The following is a 24201-nucleotide window of genomic DNA, read 5'->3' on the forward strand; positions in this document are numbered from 1 at the left end:
GAATTCCTTTCGTTTTGTCACACTAAGCAGCGTTGGCTGTATTCGGTTTCTCACGTGCGAGGAGCCGTTCTCTATATGCGATAAGAGCCCCGGCTCCAATGATCAGAGGGGCGCCCAGCCAAAGACTGGTGGGCGGAGTACGATCAAACACGTTGTACCCGTACCAAGTCGCCCATAGCAGCGAAGTATAATCCATCAGCAGGATAACCGAAGCTGAACCAAAGCGAAGCGATGCTGTCAGAAGCATTTGCGCAATTGCGCCGGTGGCAGCCATTGCAACAATGATGCCCCACGTTTCAGCATCATGCGGCTGATAGACAAATGGCACCGCGATAAAGGCAACCGGCGTTGTGAGAGCGGCAAACCAGAACACGATGCTCCATGGTGCCTCGGTTTTGTTGAGATCCTGAATCTGGAAACTGATGAGCGCCACCAGAAACGCCGCAATCAGCGCGACGGCGGCCCCGATCGGATCAATTGTCGCAGAGCCAGGCTGGGTGAGGATGAGAACGCCCGCAAAGCCCAGAATAACCGCTCCCCAACGATACACGCCAACCTTTTCCTTAAACAGGATCACGCCGAGCAAGACCGCGAAAAAGGGCGCTGTAAAGCTAAGCGTTGTTGCTTCGGCGAGCGGTAGAAGAACAACCGCGCCATAAACAAAGAACATGCCTGTAATGCCGTAGGCTGCTCGGCGGGCATGGGCGCCAAATCGCTTCGTTTTGACGGTGTGCAATTGGCGGATCACGATAAGGACGATGAGCACGAACACAAAGGTGAGCAATTGCCGCCAGAAAACGAGCTCTGCCAGATGCACGCCGTTGGTGCTGGCGAGCTTTAATAGCATCGCCATGGTGGCCAAGGCCGCCGCAGTCGCAAGGCGCAGGGCTAGCGCCACGAACGGGCGGGGCTGGGCGATCGATCCATCCATGTGCGCGCGCTTGGGCGATAGAGCGGGATTGCGCAAGGCCGCGCATCGCTTACATGGCGCATCGCAATGGATGTTCTGACCCAATTGGCGCTTTCAAGCGATGCCACACAATTGGCGGTAGTGGGCGCTGCGTTCTGGGTGCTCGCTGCGTTCGCTGCGCTGATGGAATGGCGACGCAAGAAGGTGCGCGACTATGCGCAGCTAGAGCGGGTTGGCTGGATGCCATGGACCGCGATCTTCATCATGTGCGCAATGATTGGTGGCGGCTGTCTGGCGATGAGCCTGCCGGTTGTGTTGGGCAGCCTCTGAACGATGTGTGAGCTCGCGTGAAGGCGGGAGCACTTCCGGAAAAGCGCTGAAGCAACGGCGTTCATATGAAATGTGGCTGTGCTGGATTTCCTACACAGAGCGTGCCCGGTAATTGGTGCTGCGTTCTTTGAAATTGTGAGCAGGCATCATGGGAAAAGGGCGTTGTGGCCTGAAAAAGGGCTTATGCCCCCTGTCCGTCCGCTGCAGAGAAAGCGCTTTAAAGCACTGCTTTATGGATATAAAATGCTCAGCTGGAAGGGTGACACGGTGTAACCTTTGTCACCCTGTAGCCGATGTTAGGCAAATAGAGCGAATTAGAGGCACGCCTCAAGAAACGCCTGATCGAACCCGAACTGACGCGCTTTTTCGAGCGTGTAGGGTCTTAGGCCCGAGGCGCGGAATTCACCCAGGATCTTGCCGTCTTCTGTCTCGTCCAGATATTCGAACTTGAACAGGTTCTGCGTCACGATCACTTCGCCTTCCATCCCGATCACCTCGGTGATGTCGGTGGTGCGACGAGAGCCGTCGCGCAGACGTTTCACCTGCACAATGATGTCCACCGATTCGGCGATCTGGCGCGAAATAGCTTCTTTCGGGATCTTGATGTCGCCCATCAAAATCATGTTTTCCATACGGCCAAGGCATTCGCGCGGGCTGTTGGCGTGAAGCGTACACATCGAACCGTCGTGGCCCGTGTTCATGGCGGCGAGAAGGTCGAAGCATTCTGCGCCACGAATCTCACCCAGGATGATCCGGTCAGGACGCATACGCAGGGCGTTCTTAACAAGGTCACCGATGGTAATCGCGCCTTGCCCTTCAAGGTTAGGCGGACGTGTTTCCAATGGCAGCCAGTGCGGCTGTTGCAGACGAAGTTCGGCGGCGTCCTCAATCGTCAGCACGCGCTCACCCGGGTCGATCATTTTCGACAGGGCGTTGAGCATGGTGGTTTTACCAGAACCCGTACCGCCCGAGATAACGATGTTGAACCGGCATGCGCCCGCGATTTTCAAAGCGGTGCACATCTTTTCGCTCATCGAGCCGAACTCTTTGAGCATGTCCAAGGTGATCGGTTTCTCGGAGAATTTACGAATCGAAATCGCGGTGCCGCGCAGGCTGAGTGGTGGAACGATGACGTTCACACGAGAGCCGTCCTTCAAGCGGGCGTCAGCCAAAGGTGTGGTCTGGTCAACACGGCGGCCGACCTGGTTCACGATGCGCTGTGCGATCTGGAAAAGGTGCTGTTCATCGCGGAACCGGATCGGCGCGATAACGAGCTTACCCTTTTTCTCGATGTAGGTCTGATCAGGGCCGTTGACCATGATATCGGACACGTCTGGATCGTTCAGCAGCTCTTCCAAGGGACCAAAGCCAAGCAGTTCGTCGATCAGAACCTTTTCGAGCGCGAATTGCTCGCGGCGGTTCAGTGTGACCTTAAGTTCGGCCAGCACTTCCATGATGATCGGACGGAATTCTTCCGACAGCTCTTCCTTGGTGAGCGTCGCAGCAGCTTCGGGATCGACACGTTCGAGCAGGCGCGGGAGCACCTGTTCCTTAATCTTGTGAACGCTTGCTTCGAACCCGCCTTGTTCAGCTTCGCCAGAATGCGTCGCATTCATGCGCTCGGTCAGGCGATCCATCGCGTCAGCAGTCGATGCAGGCTTGGCAGATTTGGAAGGCGCTGGTGCAGGAGCCTCTTTCTTGGGCTCTTCCTCTTCCTCTCCGGGCAGAGGCGGGAATTGTTCGCCGCCGCTTTTCGCTTGCGCTCCGCCGGATTTCATTGGGCGTGCAACCCCGAACGCCGGACGTCCGCCCGGCTTCATCCCGCCACCGCCTTTTTTCCCGAATGCGCTCATTCCTAAGCCCCCAAGGCCTCAATCAGTTTTGGCAGATGTTCAAATCAACGCGAACACCGTCCTTCGAAGCGTGGTGAATAATTTGGAAACCTTATTTTTTTCCTAAGCTGACCACTTGAAGGGCCAAGAACTGCAGGGCATCAATCATCTCTCTATGCACATCCTTTTTCTTACCTCGACGCTTCCTCGCTGGAATGGAGATGCACAAGCCAATTTCGTTGGTGAACAAGCTGATGCTTGGATAAAGGCACGGCCTTGTGTCAGGGTCACGATCCTAGCCCCGCACTCAGCGGGAGCAGCATTGTCCGAGCATCATGGCCGAAAGACTATCCGGCGGTATCGCTATCTCCGGCCAGAAAAGCTTCAGTCCGTTGCTTATCCTGCAATTCTTCCCAATCTCACGGCTAGACCTTGGCTGGTTTTGCAAATTCCCGGCCTGCTCGCGGCCCAACTTCATGAAGCGAGACGGATTGTGCGCGATGAGGGTGTCGATCTCGTCTATGCGCATTGGGTGATGCCGCAAGGACTGGTCGCGCTCAGCCTGAAACGGACTGAGAAAGTCCCTTTCATCTTGCAAACGCATTCGAGTGATCTTGGTGTGTTTGGCAAATTTGGATGGCTAGGGAAGCGCGTAGCCCGATCAATTATCGCTGAAGCTTCGCACTTTTTCTGCGTCAACAGCAGCCAACTTGATATTGCCCGCCAGTTTTTGCCGGAAGTCGGGAGAAAGAACGCATGTACTGGTGCTTCGGTTTTGCCGATGGGTGTTACAAAAGTTGTCCCGGTCAATGCGGGCGCTCCGCGTTTTGACATTGGTACGATTGGCCGGCTGTCCAAGAAGAAGGGACTAGATTTACTCGTTTGTGCGGCGAGGCAAGCGGCGGAAAAGGGGGTCAGATCGAAGATTGGCATTGCAGGTGATGGAGAAGAAAAAGACACTCTCACCGCCCTTGCAAAAAATGCCGATATTCATTTTCCCGGTTTCTTAAGCGGCGCGACGAAGGAAGAGTTTCTCGCATCGTGCGCACGCTTTGCTTTTCCAGCAAAAGCGCGCGGCGGCGATGTTGAAGGATTGCCGGTGGCATTGCTTGAAGCGTTGATGCGAGGGCAACCAGTGCTTGCCACGCGTGATACTAACATAGAGATGCTGCCGGAATGGGATGCGATAAAGAAGGATGTCGTCTTCCTCGAAGATCCGGAGGACATCCCGGCTTTCTCGAGCGCGCTCGAAAGACTGATGGAAAGAGAGCCAGGATCGGCTGAAAATGCAAAAAGAGTTCTGGCTCGATACCTATGGGACAATCTGATTGAAGAATATCTGACGCCGATTGAAGCTACGTTAGCTTAGAACCCCATTTTTTCGTTTTTTTGCGACCAGAGTGTAACCCAGTGGCAGTTTCTCGCGCGAAGTCTGCCCAAAGCGCTGGAACCACGCCGAAGTCACCAGTCTGGCGAGAGGCCTCGCAACGAATTTGGCGAAGGAGAGATTGATCGAAGCAAACGTGCGGACGGTTAAGTCGATCATCAGATCAGGCCCTCCGCCATAAGGCGCAAGTTCAACCACTTCGAGTCCACGCTCATTGCATGCCCGTTCAAGTGCGTGGCGCGTCCAACGAAAAAAATCGTGCGGCTCTTCATGCAACCAGTACATGAATGGGACAATCAGTATGAGCTTGCCTTCGGGTCTCAGGACGCGGTCAATCTCGTCAAGAAAGACATCGTGCTTCCAGATGTGCTCAAGCACGCTTGAGGCGAAGACAGTGTCGAAACTCGCATCATCAATCGCCACAGGCTCATTCAAATCGGCCACCAGATCAAGGTGTTTCGTCTGATGCGGCGATGATGGCCAATCGACCCAGAAAACCGATCGTGAGTGTTCTTTATATGCGCCGTAAAATGGGGCGTTGCCACAACCGAAATCGGCAAGATCACCGGCGGCGTGGTTTTCCAGCGCTGATAAGGTTGAGCGCAGCGCGAGCGATGCTGAAATAACACTTGCCGGAGAGAGCTGCTTAACATCACCAGACACGCGCCACCCGAGACCTGTTGGCTCATACTTGGTGGGTTTCCAGTCTGTTTTCGCGAAGACAATTTCTGGATCTATCATGCGGAGCTGAGGTACCGTTCCGCGAACGCCTGACGATCAGCGTTGGTCTGCATCGCTCTCGCGTTGACTGCATACATTTCGCCTGCATGTTCAAGAACTTGCCTGATAACTTCATATTCAAGATCCCGCACGCAGGCGCCCATGCCGATGTTTTCTTTCAAACTCTCGTTCAAATCTGCTGACATCCTCACCATTTCGATGGCCTTTACAGTATCATCTGGCTCACCAATGACGAACTTCTCGGCGTCACCGCTACGTTTGAGAAAAACCAGTTTGGCCAGGTTCGATGATGCGCCATTGTTTACCTTCATCAGTTGGTCCGCGTGCGCACGCGTCGAGATCAAAAATTTACGGCCAGTAGCTAGCCATATCGCAAATCTGATCACATCTTTCACGCCGATAGAAAGCCGGATGCTCAGAGGAACGGAAAGTGTTTTGAGATTGTATGTGAAAAGATGCAGCGGGCGTGCATAGGGGTATACGGTGCCATCGGCCGCGTCGACCATCAACAAATCGTCTCCCATCAAATCAAATCCCATCTGCATCAACGACAGCGATAGAGTGGTCTTACCCGTCCCCCCGTGAGCTGGAAAAACGAATGCTTTGCCGTCACGCGCGACCCCGGCGCTATGCATGAACAACACGCCGGACTCTAGGAGCTTCTGGTAAATTACAGGCTCCAGCAATTGGCCTTGGATAAACGCACCTACAGGTGTGGTGTAGAATCCATCTAGCCAGTGCCTTTCAAATTCAATTGTCGGACTGGCCGTATTGAGATCATGGACCAAATAACGGAACCGAAAAAGCCCTTTGTAATGAATTTCGCGTCTTGAGGAGACATCCAGTCGATCTACAATACGCAAGGTTACAATTGGCGCCCCTTCTCTGATGGGCTTGCCACCAATTCGCTGATACTCATTGTCGAAATAGCGCAGGTAACGTGCGTCTCCGTCCACGACGATGCGCACAAGGCCATTGAGATCATACTGATGCCGCATAGAGTTACTCATCATTTGGTCCACCGGGCATTGCCAGTCGAAAGCGAAAGCCGGACACAAAAAGAATGGAAATCATATTCACTGCAAATCCCGCCAAACGGTTGATTGCAGCTGCTGAAAAGGCAGCTGTAGCTGCGACGCCGTTTGGCTCAGCCATAAGGGCGGAAAGTGCTTCACCAATCCCGAGTCCCGCTGGCGCGATCGCAGCCGCCGAGCCAAGAATGATTGCAAACCCGAAAGCTAAGGCATCGATTGGATCGATAGTTACATTGAGCACTAGAAAGGCAATTGTGATCCGTGACGCGACAAGCAGCAGGCCCAAAGCCCGCAATCCCAAGGCGTAAAGTGCAATTGACCAGTTTGCCACTTTTGCAAGCCAAAAGACTGTCGCAATCACCGTGACAAGACCGAATACTAACAGAAATTCGCCCACCAATCTGACCGAAAGCAGTGCAACACCGCCGCCAACCGCGGCGCACGAAATCCATAACAGCGCTAAGCCCGCGACAATTGTTGCGCTTTCGCGGGTTGAAGCGCCTTCCTTCATCAAAGCCGCAGTGCGCACAATTGCTCCACCGGGCAAGGGAAGCAATTCGGCAACTTGCGCATAAGCACTTACTTTGATGCTGTGCAAAAAGCCGATCCGAACGCTTATCGCTTTCGCCATCAATTGCATATTTATGCCACTGTAAACCAGAGTGAGTGGACCCATCACAAGCAAAAGGAAAAGCAGCGGCGCGAGCTGGACATCACTCCAACTCAGGTTGAGCTGTGTGATCGAATAAAAAAGCCCACCAAAAAAAATACCCATCGCAAGTGTCAAAAGGATCGAGCGATGCTTTATCGCAGTTTGGCGAAGCGCTTGCACCACTCCAATCAAGCGATGTCCCGCGGAAAAAATTGAGGACTGCAATGATTTTGTGACAATAGCCATCAGAAATCGGTCCAGTAAGGGCGCTTCGGCGGTGCGAATCTGGGAGGCTGCAGGTTCGAGCCGATCAAGAGTCCCGCCTTGTTTTGGCCTAGGGACAACAGGCGCACAGGTCCTCGATCAAGTTCGATCAGCGAGCCCGGTTCGAAAACTGTCCCATCAATCGAGAGTTGTCCTTCAACCGTGTAGGTTCCTGGCACCATGACATCCCATAGGACGCTATCTCCTTGGGACAATTCAATTCCAGCAAGATATATGGGCCCCCAGAAAGGTCGATAAGTCGAGCGCAGAGCCTCAAGATCTTCGGGAATGAATGCAGCTTCTCTTGGGCCTCCCTCCATTGCAGCCACAAGATAGGGATTGTCGGTGAGCTCAACGGCAAGCAGGGCTGGCACCGGCCGCTCTCTCATCGCTCTTACGAATTCCGGCTCACCATGTTCCTGATAGGAATCCATTCCCCAGGTCGTCATGAAAAAATTTGCCTTTTCATGCCGCGGTAACATTCCTGAATAGTCAAAGTATGCGACAGGCTCCGGGAATACCTCGTCCATGGCATCTCCGATGGCGCGCTGTTCGGCTTGCCTGCTGGGGCCATCATTTGCCCAGACCAGTGCACCCGACATCGTAAAAAGGATAGCAATGAGAGTTACGTTGAAACGCTTCGTCAGTAATCCTACCCCCACTGCCAGCCAGGCGCAAACTGGCGGCAGCATGAAAGCATAATAGTATGGGAAGCTGTTCGTGTAGAAAACCAGCGTTGAAAGCGGAGCAATCAACCCCAGGATGGCCCAGCGCTCACCTGCGCTTTCGAAAGTGCCCTTCACGGTCTGCCAACATGCTGCGCCGAACAAAACGACAAAAGTGATAGAAAGCAGGGCAGCTTTCAAAACATAGTGCGGCTTAAGAGCCCAACTGAACATTCGAGATCCGGCATTGCCCACCATTCCTGTCGCCTTGTCGATGCCTGCGAGGCCTGCCCCGTGAGTGAAATACAAAGCGAGCGCGAGGAGAGCGGCAAGTGTGGGCATTGCGATGATGCCCAAAGCTGTTTGGCGTGAAAGGGAGGCATCTCGGTATCTTTTCCAGGCAATACCCGCGAAGGCCGGAGCCCAGAGGACGATCTTGATCGTCACGCTGAAAGCCAGGGCCAGGGAAATTGCTCCCGCCATAACAGCTATCCAAGACAAGCGCGCATGCGTAAGAATCGCAAGCGCCGTCATGCAAAGCGATGCAGCCAGCGGGTCTACCCTGAATGCAGAGCCATGCTGCATCACATATACAAATGAGAGGTATGCCAACACACCAAAAGCTGCTTCCTCTCGTCCGACGAAGGCCCGCGAAACAACGAAGATCATTGCGCAGGTCCAGAGGAGGGCTGCGAACATCACAATTCTGGCGATGACTATCTGGTCAACTGCCGGGATATTGAGGTCGGGTAACCAAAAGAAAAGGCGGACATGAAATGTGTTTATCGGCGTTGTCAGCGTCCCACGCTGAAACTCGTAGATCTGCCTTAAGAAGTGATATTCATCCCAGTTGATCGACCGAGTTAGTACCAGATTGAACTGCAACAATAGCAGCAGCGCGATTGCCGTGCAGACCACTGCCCAACTGTTGACTATCGGTAAGTCCCGCTGCTGCGGAAAACGTGCGGAAAGCTGGGTCACGCAGATTCCCGCAGTATCTTGCGCTCTGCTTCGTCTGTCTGTGCGAGAGGCGCAATTTCGCCTCTTTCGAGCTTTTCCTCGATCTGCCGAAGTTTGAGCATGTTTGCTTCGAGCAGTTTGCGATTTGTGGCTATTAGATCAGCTAGGATACCTAGTGTACCGACGAGAACGCCAACAATAATTAGCGCAACGCCCAAGACCAACGATTGCAGATGCCCAGAGCTGTCGCCCTGAATGACGAACCACAAAAAGCGAAGGATTGGCACCAGACCCGCCGCGCTCAAGAGTGCGCCCGCTGCAAGAAAAACACGCAGCGCGTTGAAGGTCGTGTAGGCTCGCACAACTGTCAAACCGGTCGACAATATGAAGCGAGGTATTGATTTGAAAAGCCGCGACGGGCGAGTGGCTGCGTTTGTTTCAATCGGAACCGAAACTATCGCCAAACGCTTGCGACCCGCCTGGATTAGCATATCAGTCGTGTAACTGAATTCAGTGGTGATATTGATCCGTTGGGCAGCGTCGCGGCTCATTGCGCGAAACCCGCTGACAGCATCGGTGACATCGGTCCCTGACAATTGACGAACAGTGAAGCTTCCTAGCCTTTGAAGCACTCGCTTGAATGGGGAAAAATGCGCGTTATCGGCAACTGACCGATCGCCCATGCATATATCTGCCTTTCCGGAAACGACTGGCGCAACGATCTTCGCGATATCCGCGCCAACGTATTGCCCGTCGGCATCTGTGTTTACAATGATATCCGCGCCTTCTTTGAGGCATCTATCAATACCGTTTCGGAAAGCTTCAGCAAGCCCACGATTATGTCGATGACGGACTATGTGATTAACACCCCACCTGGCAGCAACGCCTGAAGTATCGTCGGTGCTGCCATCGTCAATAATGAGGATTTCAATTGAGTCGACCCCTGGCAGACTTTTTGGCAATGCGGCTAGAGTTCCGGGAAGAACCTTGGCCTCATTCAAGCATGGAATCTGTATAATCAGCTTGGTCATCAGTCGAGTTTGCCCCCAGCGCGGCGTCACAACATGCTCAACGCCTCGGTCGATCTATTGCCGGCGGGTGGTTAAATAAATGTAAACCATGATTTCGCCACATTTTTAGTCGTGCATTGCTATTTGCTTCTCATATAGCCGCTGGCTCGATTGAGGCGCGAAGACACACATTTCATTTACCATCTTTGAGTATCTCCGCTGCTCCGGAGGAATTCAATGCCGTCCAAATTACGCAGTTTCTGGCAGGAAAGCCTCTTGCGCGAATTCCCTTGGCGCTGGGCTTTGTGGTGGTTGCTGCTGCCCAATCTTGCATTCATCGTGATGTGGCCCATTGGCGGCCCGATGATGGCGGATTCGATGCTCGCCTGCGGATTGATCGCCATTGCCGTGATGTGGGTGAAGAATGTCGCGATCAGGCGGCTCGCGCTTATTTTCATCTACGCCGTCCAGCTGACTATTTATGTGACGAAATCATTCAACATCGATTTCTGGAACATCACTTTGGTGACCGAATATCTAGTCGATTTGAATGTGGCGAAATCGCCTGAATACCTTCTCGCCGGGCTTGTCGTTGCAGGTGCTGTTTCCTTGTCGCTAGTTTTCGGTGCACGGATGCAAACGTTTGCCAATCGCAAGGAAGTGATTGGTGCCGTCGGCATGGTCGCCCTGCTGATCAATGCAGATGCTTTCGCAACCGAGGGTACGAGGGGCAGCTACAAAGCCTCAGCGCCTGCCGGAACGCCTATTGATTCAGCGATCCTGCAAAATGAGATTTCGCCAGAGACGGTGGCCGCGAAAAACCTCGTGATCATCATGGTTGAAAGCTGGGGCGTGCCTTCTGAACCGCACGATATTGCTTTGGACAAGCAAATATGGGCAGGTGACATCGTCAAAAACCGCTACACTATAAGTCGCGGTAAAAGCACATATTACGGCTCGACAACCAATGGCGAGATGCGCGAATTGTGCGCCATCTGGGGAGATCACCTGTCGACCGATTTCGACAAAGTTGATTGTCTCCCCCAGCAGTTTCGCGACGCCGGATTCAAAACGTCGGCCTATCACACTTTTAGCCGCAATTTCTTTGGACGTTTCGAATGGTATCCAAAGCTTGGTTTTGAGGAAAACTCATTCGAGAACGATCTAAAGAAGAGAGGCGCTCGACATTGTGATGGCGTTTTTCCAGGTGCTTGCGATGTCGATATTCCAAGGATGATTGCCGATGATCTTCGCGCCTCATCGTCGGACCGCAACCTCGTCTATTGGCTCACTCTCAACGCTCACTTGCCCGTCGCTCATGAAAGCGCGCTGGGGACTAGCGAATGTGCGATTGGCGATCCAGAATGGCGAGAAGACTTCCCGATGCTGTGCCGTAATTACATGGTCCACCAGCTCGTTGCCGATGCGATTTTCGAAGAGGTCGCTGATCCAGCTTTTCCAGAAGCAGACGTTCTGATCATTGGTGACCACATGCCGCCATTTTTTCAGCGTTCGATCCGGACCCGCTTTGATCCAGTGCATGTCCCGTGGATCTACCTCGAAAACAAGAAGGCAAGATCGAACAAGCCGGATTCCGACGCGATCGCATTGCGCAAATAACCGTTCAGGCCGGAACCACAGCGCTTTCCAAATTCTTCGCCTTCGCTTAATCGGCTGCGCACAAGAAGGTCCCGCAGTTCAAGCGGGCTTTGGTGAGAGCATTCCGTATGGCTAATGATACACGCGCTGGTCTCGCCTACGCGCTCGCAGGGTTTGTGACGCTCGCGATCGGCGATGTTGTGATCAAGACGATGGCCGGCACATGGCCGCCCTATGCTGTGGCGGCTCTAAGGTTCAGCATTGGCTCTTTAGCCCTATCGGTGTGGCTGTGGCGCAGCGAGGGGACGAAAGCCTTCGTTCCGCAAAACCTGTGGCTACAAATGGCGCGCGGATTTTGTTTGGCGGCGGCATCCCTTTCATTCTTTTCCGCAATTTACATTATGCCTTTGGCCGAAGCAGTGGCCATCTCTTTCCTCTCGCCCATTCTGACGCAGGCTTTCGGCGGTCTTCTCCTGAAAGAGCGATTGCGGCCGCAAGTGTTTGTGGTCTCGCTGATTGCGCTTGTTGGGGTGTTCATTGTGCTCCGGCCCAATGTTGCAGAGCTCGGTTGGGCGGCGCTGCTGCCATTGTGTTCTGCGGTCTTCTTCTCGCTGCTCCTGGTCGCCAATCGCGCAAGTGCGGGGCAGGGGAGCGGGCTTTCCATGCAGGTGTTTGTCGCTGGTTTTTGCGCGCCCGTGCTCATTGTTGTTTCCCTTGCGGCCAAGTTTTCGGGAATTCCTGAGCTCGACTTCGGCTGGCCCAGCTGGGGCGTGGTGCTACGGTGTGTTGTCGTTGCAGTAACAGCCACTACCGCGCACTGGCTCGCTTATATCGGCGCTGCCAAGGCGGGCGCGGCGGCCATTGCCCCTGCGCTTTACGTTCAATTGTTGGTCGCTATTGTCGCGGGCTGGCTGGTTTTTGACGATGTGCCTGATGTATTCACCTTGGCCGGATCGGGGCTAATCATCGCGGCTGGGCTGTATCTATGGCGCGATGGGGTTAGGGCCACGTCCCCAAAGCAGGGCTTGCCGATCAAAAGATAGCGGTTAGAGCGCATAGTGCATCACAGCTGCGAGGTGCGGCGCAAGGTGGCGTTCATGGCGCACCGCTATGGGCAGCGTTTTCTGCATCTGGGCAAATTGGGGAACAGGCGAAGTATGTGCGGCATTATCGGAATCGTCGGGAATGAAGCGGTATCAGATCGGCTGGTCGATGGCCTTCGCCGCATGGAATATCGCGGATATGACAGCGCTGGCGTTTGCACTCTTCACGATGGAAAGATGGTGCGTCGCCGCGCTGAAGGGAAGCTTCTCAATCTCGTTGGCGTTCTTGAGAACGAACCTGCCCCCGGTCATGTCGGCATCGCTCATACGCGCTGGGCGACACACGGGGCGCCTACGGCGTCCAATGCCCATCCGCATGCCACCAGTGAGCTTGCGCTCGTGCACAACGGCATCATTGAGAATTACAAGACGCTGCGCGATGAATTGGCGAGCGAAAACCGCTCATACGAAAGCGAGACTGACACAGAAATCGTCGCACACCTGATTTCATCACGCATCGAAAAAGGCGCAAATCCGCGTGATGCGATGGCAGAGATACTTCCCAAACTGCGCGGCGCATTTTCGCTCGCCATCGCATTTCGCGAATATCCCGACATGCTGGTGGGCGCGCGGCTGGGCTCGCCTTTGGTTGTCGGCTATGGCGATGGAGAGATGTATCTGGGCTCGGATGCACTTGCTCTTGCCCCACTGACGCAGCAGATCACCTATCTGGAAGAAGGCGATTGGGTCATCATCACTCGCGATGGCGCGCAGATTTTTGATGAGACAAACCAAGAGGTTGAGCGTCCCGTTCAAACCTCCGGTGCGTCCGCTGCCGCGGTGGAGAAGGGCAATTATCGCCACTTCATGCAGAAAGAGATTTTTGAGCAGCCCACCGTAGTTGCCCAAACGCTCGCATCCTATGTGCGCCGCGATGACAATTCGGTCGCGCTACCGCAGTTCGATTTTGACCTATCCGCCATTCGCCGCCTGACAATCGTCGCCTGCGGAACATCTTATTACGCTGGAATGGTTGCGAAATATTGGTTTGAGCAATTCGCTCGCGTGCCCGTTGATATCGATGTCGCATCGGAATTCCGATATCGCGAGCCTGTGTTGGAAGAGGGCGGGCTGGCGCTTTTCATTTCGCAAAGCGGGGAGACGGCAGACACACTGGCGGCGCTTCGTCATTGCAAGGAGAACGGGCAGGTTATCGGGGTTGTTGTCAACGTTCCGACGAGTTCGATGGCGCGTGAGGCGGACTTGTTGCTGCCAACCCATGCCGGGCCGGAAATCGGTGTCGCGTCAACCAAGGCTTTCACGTGCCAACTCGCTGTCCTTGCTGCTCTTGCGGCGCATATGGCCGTGAAGAAGGGATTGATGAGCCGCGAAGAAGAGATCGAGGTCGTAGGCCACCTGCTAGAAGCACCTGCTGCCTTGAATGCGGCGCTTAATCATGACGATGATATTGCGGCCATGGCGCACCTCGTCGCGCCTGCGCGCGATGTGCTTTATCTGGGGCGTGGGCAGGATTATCCATTGGCACTGGAAGGTGCCCTGAAACTAAAAGAAATCAGCTATATACATGCTGAAGGCTATGCGTCGGGCGAAATGAAGCATGGCCCCATTGCACTTATCGATGACGATGTGCCGGTGGTGGTGATCGCGCCTTCTGGTCCTCTGTTTGAAAAGACCGTGTCCAATATGGAAGAGGTGCGCGCGCGCGGCGGGCAGGTAGTCCTGATTTCCGATGGCGATGGCCTTAAAGATGCTGGTGAAGGGTGCATTGCGACCATTGAAATGCCAGTCGTACACCCGCTTATTGCACCGCTTGTATATGCCATCCCGGTGCAGCTTTTGGCCTATCACGTGGCCGTGGTTAAAGGCACGGATGTCGATCAACCCCGCAACCTTGCCAAATCGGTGACAGTCGAGTGATTGGCGGGCTTTGTCGGCCCGCAAATATCTCCTTAATTGCAGATACTTAACGCTTGATTGAGGCGGCAAATGCACGCTGCCCCTAACAAATGCGACAAAGCGAGCCGATTCCGCCCAAGATTTTACAGACCCCTAACCTTTACTACGTAATCCGCGTAGGTCGTGAGCAAACCTGCAATCCCTTCCAAACAGCCGACTTCGCGCAATTTATCGGTATTTGCCGTGCTCGGTCTAGCAGATAAGTCCGATCGCGACTGGTCGCGGCTGCGCGGTTTGCAAAATGCAGGTCTGGCGCGGCTTACCTTCCAGCGCGCATTCGCTCATTCGCTGCTCGCGGTATTTGTTGCTCGCATTTACCTCGATGTGGTGCCGGCCTGGATGGTGCTTTCGTGGATGGCAGCCGTGGCGCTGCTCAACATTCAAAGCGCGAGGCTGGATCGCAGTTTTGCCGACACTGATAAGCGCAAGATCTCACCCGCTGAATTCAATCGGCAGACCTTTCTCGCTGTCCTTACCGGCGTGTTCTGGGCAGTGCCCGCGCTGGTCTTCGCCCCATATGGATCAGTGGAGGACTTCTCCGCGCTGTTGATGCTCGTCGTTCTGCTGATAGCGTCTTCGGTGTTCTTCTACACTGCAGCACCGCTCAGCATTTTGATCCTGGGATTCACGGTAGGCGCAGCCTGCATCGTCCAATTGGCGATAAACGAATTATGGCTGGTAATGGGCGCCACTATCCTGTTTCTGATCGCCGCGATGTTCGGCACGATCCATGTCGGGCGCACCTATCTTTCCGCGCGATTGTCAGAACAGGTGATTGCCGAGAAGGAAGAGGTCGTCTCCCTCCTGTTACGCGAGTTCGAGGAGAACGAGGCGGACTGGCTTTGGGAGATTGATCCATCGCGCCGCCTTCGCAGCGTCAGTCCGCGCTTTGCATTCGCCTTGGGGGAAGCACAAAGCGAGGTGCAGGGCAGGCCGATAATGGAGCTGATCGCTGGGCAAAAATGGGAAGAAGGCCAGTATGATGAAAGCCTGCGTGCGCTTGCCGAATGCCTGAAACGGCAGGAGAACTTCTCCAATCTCTTGGTCAAAGTCACCATCAAAGGGGCTGAGCGCTGGTGGGAATTATCTGGCTCGCCCATGCGCGATCACCGCGGACGCTTTGTCGGCTTTCGCGGAGTGGGATCTGACAAGACCGAGCAACGCGCGAGCTCCGAAAAGATCGCCTATCTCGCCCGGTACGACACGCTCACCAGCCTTCCCAATCGCCTGCAATTGACCGAAGCGCTCGGACGGGCCCTCGAGGATGCGGAAAAGTGGCGCACGCGCTGCGCTCTGATGATGGTCGATCTCGACCGCTTCAAGGCGGTAAACGATTCTCTTGGTCATATGACCGGAGACAAGCTTCTCGCGCAGGTTTCGGCACGCTTGCAGAAACTGATGGGCGAGGGGCAACTTTGCGGACGGCTTGGCGGAGATGAATTCGCAGTCGTAATCGAAGATGCGAGCGAGAAAGGCATGATCAGCGATCTTGCTCGCCAGATTATCGATGCGCTGTCTGAACCTTATCAGGTCGAGCAACACAAATTGTACGTAGGTGCGAGTGTCGGTTCAGCTGTGGGTCCGCGAGACGGCAACAGCGTTGAGGAATTGATGCGCAATGCCGATTTGGCCTTGTACCGTGCAAAGGATGTGGGCGGGGGCGAACACTTTGCCTTCGAGCAGGAATTGCATGCCAATGCTGAAGAACGCAGAAAGCTTGAGGTTTCGCTGCGATCCGCTCTCGGCCAAGACGAATTCGTGCTGCATTATCAGCCTGTCGTCGATGCAAAGAGCGAGAACATCGTCAGTTTCGAAGCTCTCGTGCGCTGGAACAGCAAGGATCATGGCTTTGTCAGCCCCGGCAAATTTATCCCGCTGGCTGAAGACACACGCCTGATTGTCCCGATTGGTCGCTGGGTTCTGTATCAGGCCTGTCAGGAAGCCATGAATTGGCCCGATCACATCAAGGTCAACGTCAACGTTTCGCCCGAACAATTGCTGGAGCCTGATTTCCACCTCGAAGTGGTGCAGGCGCTTACTGATAGCGGTCTGCGGCCCGACCGGCTGGAAATTGAAGTCACCGAAAGCATCTTTGTGCGCGATGCAAGCATTGCACGTGCAGCACTTGAACACGCCATGGCATTGGGTTGTTCAATTGCGCTCGATGACTTTGGCACTGGCTATTCATCGCTCGGCTACATTCGCGAATTGCGTTTCTCAACGATCAAAGTGGATCGCCTGTTCGTGCAAGGCGCAGCGCAGGGCGCCTCTGAAAGCCTGGCGATCATCAACGCCGTTGTTGCCATGGCAAAGAGCCTCGACATGACGACGACTGCAGAAGGCGTCGAGAATAGCGAGGAAGCCGCGCTGATCAGGAGCCTTGGCTGCGATAAGATTCAGGGCTTCTATTTCGGCAGGCCGATGTCGAAAGAAGAGGCGCGTCGCTTGTTCGACGCGTCCCATGCGCGGCAGCGCGCCTAAACGCTCACGAGAGCGGCAAGAACGCTTTCAAACAATCGTTTGCCATCAGCGCCGCCCATGGATGGATGCGCAGCCGGTTCAATCGCGCGTTCCGGGTGCGGCATCATCCCGAGAATGCGGCCATTTGCGCTTAAAACGCCGGCAATATCGCGCTGTGACCCATTGACTGGCTCTTCATACCGAAACGCAACCCGGCCTTCGCCTTCGAGCATGTCGAGCGTTGCGTCATCGGCGAAGTAGTTCCCATCATGATGGGCGACCGGGATGCGGATCGTCTCACCAATATCGAACCCTTGCGTAAAGGGTGATGAGGTGTTGGTGACCTTAAGGGGAACAGTGCGGCAGATGAACGTTTGCCCAGCGTTACGCATCAGCGCGCCTGGAAGCAGGCCAGCTTCAGTCAAGACTTGAAACCCGTTGCAAACGCCCAGCACTGGCAAACCGCCCTCTGCCGCTGTGACCACGGCCCGCATAATCGGGCTTTTCGCCGCCATCGCACCTGATCGCAGGTAATCGCCATACGAAAACCCGCCGGGTAGCGCGAGAAAGTCGAGACCCTTGGGCAAATCGGCGTCGCCATGCCAGATGCGGATCGTAGGGGTGCCAGTCACCGCTTCGAGCGCGACCGCCATATCGCGATCGCAGTTTGATCCGGGAAAGGTGATGACGCCCGCCTTAAAGGCGTTGGAGCCAGCGCCCATCAGGCAGGCTCCTTTTCGACATGCTCAATCGCGTAATCCTCGATCACTGTATTTGCGAGGAGTTTGTCGCACATAGATTTGAGCGTCTCATCGCTGGTGTCATCGGCAACGTCGAGTTCAACGACGCGTCCGATCCGGACATCCTCGACCCCAGCAAATCCAAGGCCATCCAGCGCGTGGTGCACCGCGCGCCCTTGAGGGTCGAGCACTCCGGGTTTGAGCGATACGAGAATGCGGACTTTCATGGGGTGGACTCCTGCTTTGCGACGCTATGCGCCGCCATATACCCTGCGACATGAAAGGCGCAATCAGATCGAGATGCTTGTCCCTAGCTGCATTTGCGGGTGCAAAGACGCTTGAGAGGGACGAGGACATGTCACTTCCTTGCAACAATCGTCCATAGAGTGACCGCGGAATGCCATTTTGTGGCAACAAACGCGGGTCTGCACCTCGTCCGAATCGTCGAAGTCTGGCAGGCCGCAGCGCGTTCCGCCGAGGCGCGAACCAAGAATTCAAGCGATCACCTATTCTTTCACGCGTCTGATCCCAAGAGGTTGCGACATGACCATTCACCGAGTTTCCAGACAGGCAGCTTTAGCTTGTTCCACCATGTTTTCGGCCGCCGCGCTTTGCGTTTCGGCTCCTTCCTTTGCGCAAGACGGTGCGGATGGCGACGCTGCCGAAGAAGGCCAGCTTTCTTCAATTATCGTCACTGCCAACCGGCGTGAGGAAAACCTGCAAGACGTCCCAGTTTCTGCTGATGTGCTCGATGCAGAACGTGTGGGCGCAATTTTCAGCGCTGCCGCTGATACGACCGCACTTGCAGGATCTGCGCCGGGTCTGAACGTCGAAAGTTCAAATGGCCGGGTTGCTCCGCGTTTTTACATCCGCGGCCTTGGTAACACGGATTTCGACCTTGCCGCATCGCAGCCCGTTTCGTTCATCATGGACGATGTGGTGCTCGAAAATGTGACGCTAAAGAGCTTCCCCATCTTCGATGTCGAACGAATTGAAGTTTTGCGCGGGCCGCAAGGCACTCTGTTCGGACGCAACACGCCAGCAGGCATCGTCAAGGTCGATACAGTCAAGCCGAGCCAGGAAACAGATATCAGTGTCGGCATGTCATTCGGTTCGTTCGATACGCTCTCGCTCAGCGGCGCAGCGGGCGGATCGATTGTCGAGGACACGCTCGCATTCCGCGTCTCAACGCAGTTACAGCGTCGCGGTGACTGGATCGACAATGGCTTTACCGGCGAGGAGAATGCGCTGGGCGGTTATACCGATTTTGCCGTTCGCGGCCAGTTGCTGTGGACACCGGATGATCGCAGCGAGATCCTTGGATCGGTGCAATTCCGCGATCTTGACGGTAGCTCGACTTTTTTCCGCGCAAACGTGCTGACACCTGGCAGCAATGATTTGAACGAGAACTATGACCGCGACACTGTGTTCTATGATGCGGGTGGTGGCAATCCGGCCGAGTATCAGCAATTTGGCGCAACGCTGAAAGGCACTTACGAAGCTGACTTTGCGACGCTGACTTCGATTACGAATTATTCGACCAGCGAAGGCTTCAGCCGCGGTGATATTGATGGCGGTAATCTCGTGACCGGGCCGGGTTTCATCCCGTTCCCGTCAGATACGCAGGATTCGATTGATCTTTGGCAATTCTCCAACGAGACGCGCCTCGCTTCAAATGGCGATGGCCCGCTTTCCTGGCAAGTTGGCGCTTTTCTTTTCGCGAGCGATTTTGACGTCACCACTGAGGGCTTCACATTTCCACCGCCGGTCACAGTCAATCACACAAACGAAACCTGGGCTGTTTTCGGTCAGCTTTCTTACCAGCTAACCGACACGCTCCGCGCCACAGGCGGTTTGCGCTATACCGATGACCAGAAGGATTTCTTCGTCCGTTCGGGCGCCGCTCCGCAGCCGGTCTCGGTTGAAGATGACAATCTCGACTGGGATATCAGCCTGTTTGCTGACCTTTCCGAAGATGCGAGTATTTACGCGCGCGTCGCCAACGCCTTCCGAGCGCCGACCATTCAGGGCCGCGATGTCGCATTCTTCAATCCGCCGAGCGTGGCGCAGTCGGAAAACATCACGAGCTACGAAGTTGGCTTTAAAGCCGAGCTTGCTGATCGCACGATCCGCATCAATGGCGCAGCGTTTTATTATACGGTTGATGATCCGCAGTTCACCGCCGTTGGCGGCGCGGGCAATCTCGTCCAGTTGATCAACGCCAATGAAGGCGAGGCTTACGGCTTCGAACTAGACACCGCTTTCCAGATCACACCTGACTTTGTCGTGACACTAGGCGTTGCCTACAACGACACCCAGATCAACGATAACACTCTGGAAGTTGGCACATGTGCGCAGTGCACCGTGACGGACCCTACCCGCACAATTGCAGGTGCATTTGGTCCCGTTACCTTCGCGGCAGTGGACGGCAACCCTTTCCCGAACGCGCCTGAATGGAGCGGTGATTTCACCGCGCGCTACGGTGTGCCAGTGGGCGACAGCGGTGAGTTCTTTATCTTCACCGATTGGACGTTCCTGGGTGACACCAACTTCCTGCTCTACGAAAGCCTGGAATTCAACGCATCGAGCCGGTTTGAAGGGGGTCTGCAGGTCGGATATTCTGGCAGTGATGGCCAATGGCAAGCGGCACTGTTCGCGCGCAATATCACTTCTGAAGACAATGTGCTTGGTGTTATCGATTTCAACAACAACACGGCCTTCGTCAATGAGCCGCGTGTGATTGGGGTCTCGCTGGGTTTCAATTACTAACAATCGAAGAAAGTGACATTAAACGGGGCTGGCGGGATCTTCGTCAGCCCCGTTTTGCATTTTAGTTCTCGTCGGCAGCACCATTCCCCTCAGGCAGAACAAGCACTTCAAGCGCCTCATCCGGATCGAGGTACTTGACTGCCGTCGCCTGAATGCCTTCGGGCGTGACGCTTGCCAATACCTCCGGATAGTCGAAGTATCTCTCAATGCGTTGAGGCTGGCTCTGCGCAAACCGGGCAAGCCCCATCCAACCGCGAAGCCCCTTCAGGAGATTGTCGTAGCTTTCCTGAATCGGCTTGCGTGCCCGATCAAGCAAATCAGGATCAATCGGTGCGTCTCGCAATTCGTTTAGCAATTCGTAGATTGCCTCGCGTGCCGCATCGACGTTGGCGGCCTCCAGAGACGATCCCAAGGCGAAGGTCCCATAGTCGCGGTAAATACGGCTGGTGCTGCTTCCGGCAGTGGGAGAATAGGCCTGCCCGAGTTCTTCTCGCAGTCTGTCGGACAATTCGATCCGCACGACGCTGGCGAGCAGTCTTAGACGAACAGCCTCGGCCAGATCGCTGTCATCAGTGGTCGGCCATACCATGCGTAAGAGCGCCTGATCCTCTTCGCCTTGGTGGAAAAGCGTGCGCCGCGTCCGGTCCGCGGTGAAAGCGCGGGTGCGAGCTTCCTCGCGTTGAAGGAATTCAGGCTCACGATCCGGCAATGCGCCAAGGGTCTTTGCCACTGCTGCGATTGTCGCTTCCTCGTCCAGATCGCCGACAATCGAAACTTCAATCGCGCCATTTTCCAATCGATCGCCAATCGCGGCCTTCAGCCGATCAAAGTCGAGCGCGTAATACGACTCTTTCGAAGGCAGGGCGTAGCGCGGGTCTTGATCTGAAACGATCCCGCCAATCGCTGTGCCATAGGCACGACCCGGCGTTGAGGTGAGCGTTTCAAAGTAATTGTCGATGCCCTTGCGGAACCGGGCAACCGCTTCGGTCCGGTATCCAGGATCGGTGATCATGGCGGTGATGAGCTGCAACTGCAGCTCTAAATCGCGCGGCGTTGTCCCACCTGTGAGGCTGAAACCGTCGCCATTGGCAGTGAACCCGTTGCCCACCGAGCGGCCTGCCAGAACCGTGGAGAGCTCATCGCGGCTATGCTCCCCAAGCCCCCCTGCGGGAAGCGAGCTTGTGAGATAAGTCTTCAGCGGATCGTCTTTGGTGTTGAGCAGCACCCCGCCATCGACAATCGTCAGCACCGAAATGCGATCCTCGCTCACATCGGTCTTTTTCAGATTGAGCCGCACTCCGTTGGCAAAACGGATTCTGCGAATGCCAAGCCGCTCCTCAACATTGTCTTCGACGACTTCACCGGGTTCGCCAAAATCGGTGTAGGCAAATTCGATCGGCCCCGCATCCTCGGGCGGCGCGATTGGAAGTGCCATTGCCGAGGTGAAAGCATCTCGCAGGGCTTCCTTACCACCAGCAGGGGCGGTGCGGCCCTGAAATCGGATTAGCGGATTGTCGAGATCTGCGACGTGAGATTTCAATTCTTCAAACACGGCTTCCGGCGTGATGTTGGGCGCCATTCTCTCGAACTGCTCCAGCCGATATTGAGGCGTTGTGAGCACACTTTCAGCGCTGATTACACGCATGGCGCTTCCCACATAGGCGGCATTGCTGCGCGTCTCAGCCGCTTTCACGGCATTTTTTGCGGCCGTTCGGCGATTGGCCAGCTGTTCGTCCACTTCGGCCTGTGTGAAGCCATATGTCAGCGCTTCATTCATCACCTGAACAGCGGCAAGCACCCCTTTCTCCCATTCGCCATCGGCGCTTGCGACATTGATCCCGGTACTTCGCGCGTCCTCAAAGAAATTGCTCGTGCCAAAGCTCGCGCCGCGAAACGGTGCGTCTTCGCTTCTTGCAAGCCGCGTAAGACGGCGATTGATGATGCCATAACCAATTCCGCGCAATAGGCGCTTGTCGCGATTGGCCTGAGTGTCCGGTTCATCCAGCCAAGGCGCCATAGCGAATATGGACACACTTTCCGAAAGAGCTGGGTCAAGATATATGTCGGTTTCACCGCCGCGTGTCGGATCAATTGGCCCGGTCACAGGCTCTGGCGGGGCAGGGGGACCTTGCCAATCGGCAAAGCGCTCTTTGATCTTCGCCTCCATCACATCGGTTGAAAAGTCTCCGACAATGACCATGATGGTGTTGGCGGGCGTGTATGTCCTCTCATAAAGCGCGCGAATATCAGCTGCGTCCGCGCTTTGCAGTACATCAAGCGTTCCTATGGGCAGGCGCTCTGCAAAGCGCGCACCAGGCGCTGAAAAGGCATAACTGTCTTCTGCCGCACGTTGGCGAAATCCGCGCCTGTCCCGCCTTTCGGCGAGGATTACTCCGCGTTCACGCTCTACGGCATCCTCGGCAATCGTCAATTCGCTCGCCGTCTCCCGCATCAGCATAAGTGCGATGTCGAGCAGATCCTCGTCATTGCGCGGAAGATTGAGCTTGTAGGTAACGGATTCGAGACCGGTTGCAGCATTGGTGTCCGCACCAAACTGCAGCCCCTCGCGCTCCAGCAGCTTGATCATCTCGCCTTCGGGTATGTTGGTCGACCCGTTGAAAGCCATGTGTTCAAGGTAGTGCGCAAGACCGCGCTCATCCTCGGTTTCCTCAAGGGAGCCGCTGTCGATCCGCATACGGACAAGCGCGGTGCCCTGCGGCGTTGCATTTTGGCGCAGGATGTACCGCATGCCATTGTCGAGCCGTCCGTAAACAAAGCGAGGATCGGTCGGGATATCGCTGGTTTCAAAGGGCCAGACGGGATCAGCAGCGACGTCTTGGCTTGCGGATGTCTCGGTATCTTGAGCTGCAAGCGACTGGCTTAGCGCGAGGTTGGGAAGCGCAAGCAACAGGCCGCATGCAAGCGCATATTTGGTGAATTTCATAAACGCGATAGTCTCTCAAATCCTCTTGGACTGGGAGACTAGCGGTCAGAACCTGACTGTCAGCTTATTTTTTGAGTGGCGGTGTTCCGCGGAGACGTGAGCGGTGGCTGGAGAGGTCCAGCACTTCGCCGGGTCCGCTATCTTCGTTTTGAAGCAGTCCAAGACGCCGCGCGACTTCGCGATAGGCCTCTTCTTCACCGCCAAGATCGCGGCGGAAACGGTCCTTGTCGAGCTTCTCGCCTGAATTCATGTCCCACAAACGGCAACCATCAGGGCTGATTTCGTCAGCGAGGATCACACGGCTGTAATCACCATCATAGAGACGGCCAAATTCGAGTTTGAAATCAACCAGGCGAATGTCGATCCCGGCAAACATTCCGCACATGAAATCATTGATGCGGATCGCCATGGAGGAGATGTCGTGCATCTCTTCGTGGCTTGCCCAGTTAAAGCAGGCGATGTGTTCCTCAGCGATCAGCGGATCACCCAGTGCATCGTCCTTGTAGTAGTACTCGATCAAGGTGTGCGGCAGCGGCTCGCCTTCTTGGATGCCGAGGCGTTTGCTAATTGAGCCTGCCGCGACATTGCGGACCACCACCTCGATCGGGATGATCTCAACCTGCCGAACCAATTGTTCGCGCATGTTAAGACGGCGAATGAAATGGGTAGGGATGCCGATGTGTGAAAGGCGCGAAAAAACGTGCTCGCTAATGCGATTGTTGATCACGCCTTTGCCGTTGATAGTGCCTTGCTTTTCCGCATTGAAAGCGGTCGCGTCATCTTTGAAGTATTGAATGATCGTGCCGGGCTCAGGACCCTCATACAGGATCTTGGCCTTGCCTTCGTAAATCTGGCGGCGACGAGACATGTATGGAACTCCCACT

At 55.2% G+C, this 24201-nt stretch carries 18 protein-coding genes; 7 read left to right on the plus strand and 11 right to left on the minus strand.

The window, feature by feature from the left end; genetic code table 11:
* Nucleotides 1–22 precede the first annotated feature (22 nt).
* Nucleotides 23–931 carry a DMT family transporter gene (locus AUC45_RS14860; RefSeq protein WP_067604316.1) on the minus strand — a complete coding sequence of 303 codons (909 nt, stop codon included), beginning with the start codon at nucleotides 929–931 and terminating at the stop codon, nucleotides 23–25.
* A gap of 66 nt (nucleotides 932–997) precedes the next feature.
* Here AUC45_RS14860 and AUC45_RS14865 point away from each other — a divergent pair, with 66 nt between their 5' ends.
* Nucleotides 998–1240 carry a hypothetical protein gene (locus tag AUC45_RS14865; protein ID WP_067604318.1) on the plus strand — a complete coding sequence of 81 codons (243 nt, stop codon included), beginning with the start codon at nucleotides 998–1000 and terminating at the stop codon, nucleotides 1238–1240.
* 314 nt (nucleotides 1241–1554) lie between these two features.
* Here the strand turns inward: AUC45_RS14865 and AUC45_RS14870 are convergent, their stop codons facing one another.
* Nucleotides 1555–3093 (minus strand): CpaF family protein, encoded by a 1539-nt coding sequence (locus AUC45_RS14870; protein ID WP_156423899.1) that lies wholly within the window; start codon nucleotides 3091–3093, stop codon nucleotides 1555–1557.
* A gap of 154 nt (nucleotides 3094–3247) precedes the next feature.
* On the opposite strand from AUC45_RS14870, the gene AUC45_RS14875 reads away from it, so the two are divergent.
* Nucleotides 3248–4441: a glycosyltransferase gene (locus AUC45_RS14875; protein ID WP_156423900.1), complete on the plus strand. Its 1194-nt coding sequence runs from the start codon at nucleotides 3248–3250 to the stop codon at nucleotides 4439–4441.
* Here AUC45_RS14875 and AUC45_RS14880 read toward each other — a convergent pair.
* The 5 genes from AUC45_RS14880 to AUC45_RS14900 all read right to left on the minus strand — a co-directional run bounded on the left by AUC45_RS14880 (nucleotide 4433) and on the right by AUC45_RS14900 (nucleotide 9806).
* Nucleotides 4433–5200 (minus strand): class I SAM-dependent methyltransferase, encoded by a 768-nt coding sequence (locus tag AUC45_RS14880; RefSeq protein ID WP_067604322.1) that lies wholly within the window; start codon nucleotides 5198–5200, stop codon nucleotides 4433–4435. The genes AUC45_RS14875 and AUC45_RS14880 overlap by 9 nt on opposite strands.
* Nucleotides 5197–6198, minus strand: a complete 1002-nt coding sequence (locus AUC45_RS14885) for a hypothetical protein (protein ID WP_067604324.1) — start codon at nucleotides 6196–6198, stop codon at nucleotides 5197–5199. The genes AUC45_RS14880 and AUC45_RS14885 overlap by 4 nt, the downstream gene beginning before the upstream one ends.
* A gap of 4 nt (nucleotides 6199–6202) precedes the next feature.
* Nucleotides 6203–7009, minus strand: a complete 807-nt coding sequence (locus tag AUC45_RS14890; RefSeq protein WP_156423901.1) for a hypothetical protein — start codon at nucleotides 7007–7009, stop codon at nucleotides 6203–6205.
* Between the two features lie 122 nt (nucleotides 7010–7131).
* Nucleotides 7132–8796, minus strand: a complete 1665-nt coding sequence (locus tag AUC45_RS14895) for a hypothetical protein (RefSeq protein WP_156423902.1) — start codon at nucleotides 8794–8796, stop codon at nucleotides 7132–7134.
* Entirely contained in the window at nucleotides 8793–9806 is a 1014-nt protein-coding gene (locus AUC45_RS14900) for a glycosyltransferase family 2 protein (RefSeq protein WP_067604330.1), read from the minus strand. The genes AUC45_RS14895 and AUC45_RS14900 overlap by 4 nt, the downstream gene beginning before the upstream one ends.
* A 216-nt stretch (nucleotides 9807–10022) precedes the next feature.
* On the opposite strand from AUC45_RS14900, the gene AUC45_RS14905 reads away from it, so the two are divergent.
* The 4 genes from AUC45_RS14905 (at nucleotide 10023) to AUC45_RS14920 (ending at nucleotide 16885) form a co-directional block, all read left to right on the plus strand.
* Nucleotides 10023–11405: a hypothetical protein gene (locus tag AUC45_RS14905; RefSeq protein ID WP_067604332.1), complete on the plus strand. Its 1383-nt coding sequence runs from the start codon at nucleotides 10023–10025 to the stop codon at nucleotides 11403–11405.
* Nucleotides 11406–11512: 107 nt separating this feature from the next.
* Nucleotides 11513–12427, plus strand: a complete 915-nt coding sequence (locus AUC45_RS14910) for a DMT family transporter (RefSeq protein WP_067604334.1) — start codon at nucleotides 11513–11515, stop codon at nucleotides 12425–12427.
* 114 nt (nucleotides 12428–12541) lie between these two features.
* A complete protein-coding gene (gene glmS, locus AUC45_RS14915; RefSeq protein WP_067604336.1) occupies nucleotides 12542–14365 on the plus strand; it encodes a glutamine--fructose-6-phosphate transaminase (isomerizing) in 1824 nt (607 codons plus the stop codon).
* Between the two features lie 162 nt (nucleotides 14366–14527).
* The gene (locus tag AUC45_RS14920; protein WP_067604338.1) at nucleotides 14528–16885 is read left to right on the plus strand and encodes a bifunctional diguanylate cyclase/phosphodiesterase; all 2358 of its coding nucleotides are present in this window, start codon (nucleotides 14528–14530) and stop codon (nucleotides 16883–16885) included.
* Here the strand turns inward: AUC45_RS14920 and purQ are convergent.
* Together purQ and purS are read right to left on the minus strand one after the other, a co-directional pair.
* The gene (purQ, locus tag AUC45_RS14925) at nucleotides 16882–17586 is read right to left on the minus strand and encodes a phosphoribosylformylglycinamidine synthase subunit PurQ (RefSeq protein ID WP_067604340.1); all 705 of its coding nucleotides are present in this window, start codon (nucleotides 17584–17586) and stop codon (nucleotides 16882–16884) included. The two genes, AUC45_RS14920 and purQ, sit on opposite strands and share 4 nt — an antisense overlap.
* A complete protein-coding gene (purS, locus tag AUC45_RS14930) occupies nucleotides 17586–17831 on the minus strand; it encodes a phosphoribosylformylglycinamidine synthase subunit PurS (RefSeq protein WP_067604342.1) in 246 nt (81 codons plus the stop codon). Before purS ends, purQ begins: the two co-directional genes overlap by 1 nt.
* Before the next feature lie 316 nt (nucleotides 17832–18147).
* On the opposite strand from purS, the gene AUC45_RS14935 reads away from it, so the two are divergent.
* Nucleotides 18148–20373 (plus strand): TonB-dependent receptor, encoded by a 2226-nt coding sequence (locus AUC45_RS14935; RefSeq protein ID WP_067604343.1) that lies wholly within the window; start codon nucleotides 18148–18150, stop codon nucleotides 20371–20373.
* A gap of 61 nt (nucleotides 20374–20434) precedes the next feature.
* On the opposite strand, the gene AUC45_RS14940 is transcribed toward AUC45_RS14935, so the two are convergent.
* The gene (locus AUC45_RS14940) at nucleotides 20435–23317 is read right to left on the minus strand and encodes a pitrilysin family protein (protein WP_067604345.1); all 2883 of its coding nucleotides are present in this window, start codon (nucleotides 23315–23317) and stop codon (nucleotides 20435–20437) included.
* A gap of 64 nt (nucleotides 23318–23381) precedes the next feature.
* Nucleotides 23382–24185 (minus strand): phosphoribosylaminoimidazolesuccinocarboxamide synthase, encoded by an 804-nt coding sequence (purC, locus tag AUC45_RS14945; RefSeq protein ID WP_067604348.1) that lies wholly within the window; start codon nucleotides 24183–24185, stop codon nucleotides 23382–23384.
* Nucleotides 24186–24201: the final 16 nt, after the last annotated feature.

The organism is Erythrobacter sp. YT30, assembly GCF_001542875.1.
Taxonomy (GTDB): domain Bacteria; phylum Pseudomonadota; class Alphaproteobacteria; order Sphingomonadales; family Sphingomonadaceae; genus Erythrobacter.